5 protein-coding genes are annotated in these 3,899 nt (G+C 37.6%); 3 read left to right on the top strand and 2 right to left on the bottom strand.

Going from position 1 to position 3,899, the window contains the following annotated elements; all coding sequences use genetic code 11:
* The coding region (locus tag ACEW8O_RS11660; RefSeq protein ID WP_373494804.1) for a TonB-dependent receptor domain-containing protein at window positions 1-2,093 on the top strand (2,093 nt) is incomplete at its 5' end.
* 11 nt (window positions 2,094-2,104) lie between these two features.
* Here ACEW8O_RS11660 and ACEW8O_RS11665 read toward each other — a convergent pair.
* Window positions 2,105-2,464, bottom strand: coding sequence for a bleomycin resistance protein (locus tag ACEW8O_RS11665; RefSeq protein WP_373494805.1), 360 nt, complete (start codon window positions 2,462-2,464; stop codon window positions 2,105-2,107).
* A gap of 191 nt (window positions 2,465-2,655) precedes the next feature.
* Here ACEW8O_RS11665 and ACEW8O_RS11670 point away from each other — a divergent pair, with 191 nt between their 5' ends.
* Window positions 2,656-2,829 carry a hypothetical protein gene (locus ACEW8O_RS11670; protein WP_373494806.1) on the top strand — a complete coding sequence of 58 codons (174 nt, stop codon included), beginning with the start codon at window positions 2,656-2,658 and terminating at the stop codon, window positions 2,827-2,829.
* A 122-nt stretch (window positions 2,830-2,951) separates the two neighbouring features.
* Window positions 2,952-3,344 carry a DUF1801 domain-containing protein gene (locus tag ACEW8O_RS11675; RefSeq protein ID WP_373494807.1) on the top strand — a complete coding sequence of 131 codons (393 nt, stop codon included), beginning with the start codon at window positions 2,952-2,954 and terminating at the stop codon, window positions 3,342-3,344.
* A gap of 48 nt (window positions 3,345-3,392) precedes the next feature.
* Here the strand turns inward: ACEW8O_RS11675 and ACEW8O_RS11680 are convergent.
* Window positions 3,393-3,899, bottom strand: a 507-nt coding sequence (locus tag ACEW8O_RS11680) for a hypothetical protein (protein WP_373494808.1), incomplete at its 5' end; no start/stop codon positions are given.

A 3,899-nucleotide genomic window follows, 5' to 3' on the forward strand; every position in this document is an offset into this window, starting at 1 on the left:
CTTTCTTCTTGGGTTACAAAGATTTTCTTCTTGAAGAATTGGAAATCAATGGGCCCACTGATTTGGGAAAAGTAAAAATGATCGGTGATAGCCAAAACCTGCAGGAGGTTGTGGTTCAGACTTCCAAATTGCCCTTCCGGACAAGCATGGAAGGCATTACCATTTCGCCGGAAAATAATCTTGCAAATATAGGCGGAACCTTATTGGATATTTTGAGAAACACCCCTTCGATTATTGTTTCCGAGGATGGATCCATTTCTTTGAGAGGAAGCACAGGTACTAATATTTTGATCAATGGCCGCAACTCCTCCCTGACCCAAAACCTGGATCAATTACCTGCAAGCGCAGTAGAAGAAATCAGGATCATCAATAATCCAAATGCCCGGTACGATGCGGAAGCTGAAGGAGGGGTGATTGATATTGTTTTGAAAAAAGGCCAAGATCTTGGAACCCATGGCGGATTGGAGGCAACTTACGGCACAAGAAACCGGACAAACCTAGGTGCCAGAATGAACCATAGAGGTTTAAGACTCAACACTTTTGTAGGATATAATTTCAGGGATTGGAAAAATGTAGGTAATCGGAGTTCTACCCGTTATCTTTTTGAAGAAGATGAAACTTTGCAACAAAACACTGAAAGCGTAAGTAGAAACGTTGGACACAATTTGACCTATGGTGCGGATTATTACTTTGGGAACAATGTACTAAGCTATGAAGGTGTGTTTCAGTCCAGTTTGGATAGACAGGTCAATACCCTTTTTGCGGAATTGGAAAGAGGGGGAGATGACACGGAAGCTTTTGATTATGTCAGGAGAAATCAGGAAAGTGAGACAGATACTGGTCTTGATAATGCATTGATCTTTGAACACAACTTCAAGGACAAAGGACACCTTTTTAGGGCCACTGCGAGCCATTCCTTTAGAAACCAGTTTAAAACCCAGGAAATCGACATTTTCAATAACACTCTGAATCCACTGCCTGACAACCGGACTGGTCAGGAGCTGGCTTATATTGATGAAATCAGAAACATTTCGGTCTTTCAGGCAGACTATATCAAACCTTTGGATTTTGGTAAATTTGAAACCGGATTAAAATCGATCATTAGAAAATTCGACAATGATTACCAATATTTTAGATTTAATGAAGCAGAAAATGGTTTTGTGGAAGATGATCAAATCAGCAACAGATTTCTATATAAAGATCAGATTCACGCTGGGTATGCTTTAATTTCGGTTAAAAAACCCAAATTTGAATATGGTCTTGGATTAAGGGGAGAGATGACATTAGTGGATACCTATTTGGAAAATACCGGTAATCGAAATCAGCAAAACTATTTCAACTTATTCCCGAGTGTGCAGGGAATGTACAATTTGACCGAAAAACATTCCCTGAAATTTACATACAGCAGGCGGATTGACAGGCCAACAGCATGGAGGTTGAATCCATTTCCTGATATTACAGATAGTCTTAATGTCCGAAGGGGAAATCCCAACCTTCAGCCTGAAATGATCAATTCATTTGAAGTTGGTCACATGGCAAACTTTGAAAAAACAAGTTTGACGACCAACCTGTTTTATAGAAAAGTCAATGGACAACTTGATTTTATCACAATCGTGGAAGATGGGATCTCTTACTCCCAACCTGAAAACCTATTGTCAGCAGAATCCTATGGATTGGAATTAATTGGGACTGGGGAAGTAACTGAGTGGTATTCCATCAATGGAGGTTTGACATTATTTCGAATATCGGTAGATGGTTCCAACATCAGCGAAGAATTCACCAATTCCGGCTTTGCATGGAATGTCAAGTTGACACAGGATTTCAAATTGCCCTATGGTTTTAATTTCCAGTTTGCAGGAAACTATGAGTCCCCTGAGATTGAGGCGCAAGGTCGTGATTTGGCCCAATATTTTGTAGATGCCACCCTTCAAAAAAGTCTCTTCAAAAATAAAGGTAGTCTTGGTTTGAGTGTCCGCGATATATTTGACACAAGGAGGTTTGCAGGCTTTGCAAGGTCTAATTCATTTTCCCAGGATTTTTATTCCAAACAGGAAACGAGGATAGTACTCTTATCGGCAAGGTTTAATTTTTAAGTGATAAGTGATCATTCCACTACTTGCCCAAAAGTCAATAAATTATTGTCTGGATCAAGCAAGGAAAATTCCATTTGTCCCCATGGCTTGGTGGTTAAATGCCCGTTTGGGTGAATTGATATTTTTCTGTCCAATAAAGATTGATAGAATTCCTTTATGTTATCAGTTCGGATATATACCTGCCCGTAGTTCTCTTTTGGATTTAATTCCTTGAATTCAAAAAAATGGATTTCTATCTCTTCTTTTTTGACCATCAAGTAACCATCATAATCCTGATTTCCTAACTCCTCAAAGCCCAGTTGATTGAGGTAATAGTCACGTGTTTTTGTTTTATCACGCATGGGCAACTTAGGATGGATAGCTTTAAGCATATAGAATTGATTTTTAATTGGTTGAAAATCAAACCTAATTTCTTAAATTTTTCTGTCATATTAATATACTAAGGGAAATTCAACCAGCCACTTTGACAGAAAAATGCAAATGGAATCGTTTTTGAGTCCGGGATTAATATTAAGGGGATTAAAGAAAATAGTCTGTAAATTTATCTAATATGTATTCTCCTGTGAAATTATTGAAATCAATATGGAAGTCAATCAAAAATCTCGCTTGGGCGTTGATTGTGGCTTTTATGCTGGGTGTCCATAATTTTTATACAGGAGAGACCAAATCAAAAGACGATATTGTTTTTACCATTGAGAAGGATGTTATTGAGGAGGATACTGCTCCGAAGAATTGATAATATAACCTGTATTTTAGATAAGAAGGGCTTCACAGAGTGGGTAAAGCTTTCCTCCCTGCCTTACATAAAGCTCTGACTGAGGAGGTATTAACATTTAAAGATAATAAGAGTCAAGAAAAATGAACATTGAAATCAAAGTGTACAACGAATCCCAAAGCGATGCTGAAAGGGAGGTTTGTGAGTTGCTTTCAAAAGAAATTGACAAGGGATTACCTGAAGCTGAAAGCAAAATCTGGCACAGGCATCCGGTTTGGTTTTTGGAAGGCAATCCTACAGTAGGTTACAATAAGCTAAAAGCAGGTATCCGGCTGATGTTTTGGAGCGGAATGGACTTTGGGGAAGAAAAACTCCAACCAGGAACCGGGAAATTCAAAGATGCCTCAATCACCTATACTTCGGTAGATCAGATCAATACAGCCGATTTGAAACGATGGCTGAAAAAGTCAAAGGAAATACAATGGGATTACAAAAACCTGATCAAAAGAAAAGGAAAATTGGAAAAACTCAAATGAAGCAATTTGATTTCTTAAGAAGGGAAAAACTCTGGGGAATTATTAATACTAAATAATATCCGATCCGTGGCTCGATGGCAAATGCTTTACAATAAATACTCTTGTAAAGAAAAGTGGAATCAAAAATGTCAAAAGTGCAGGAATATTGATTAAATAAATATTGTAATAAGCAGCATAATAAATGGAAATACCTGAGTCGATGATAAACCAAATAATGATTCCATAAAACAAGGCATTCCAAGCCCATATTTCTTTCGCTTTTAGTGCAAACCGGATGATAAAAATTGCCATTACATTAAACCCCACCATAGTTGCTCCAATAATCCCGAAAAGCCAGTTTTTCAAATCTATAATTGGACTTGAAAGCTGTTCTCCTTTATTGAAAACTTCAAAAGTCCCATCATTGTGCAAATTAAAAACAAAAGAATTTCCAGCAAAAGCGACCAATAAACCTACCAGTAGCATCAAATAATTCGCCCAAAGCAGGATATCTGTCCAAAATGAAAAACGTTTTTCTGATTTTCGTGATGAATTCATGGACATTAAAAATAATGA

The sequence above is a fragment of the Aquiflexum sp. genome (genome assembly GCF_041749095.1).
In the GTDB taxonomy this organism is placed as follows: domain Bacteria; phylum Bacteroidota; class Bacteroidia; order Cytophagales; family Cyclobacteriaceae; genus Aquiflexum.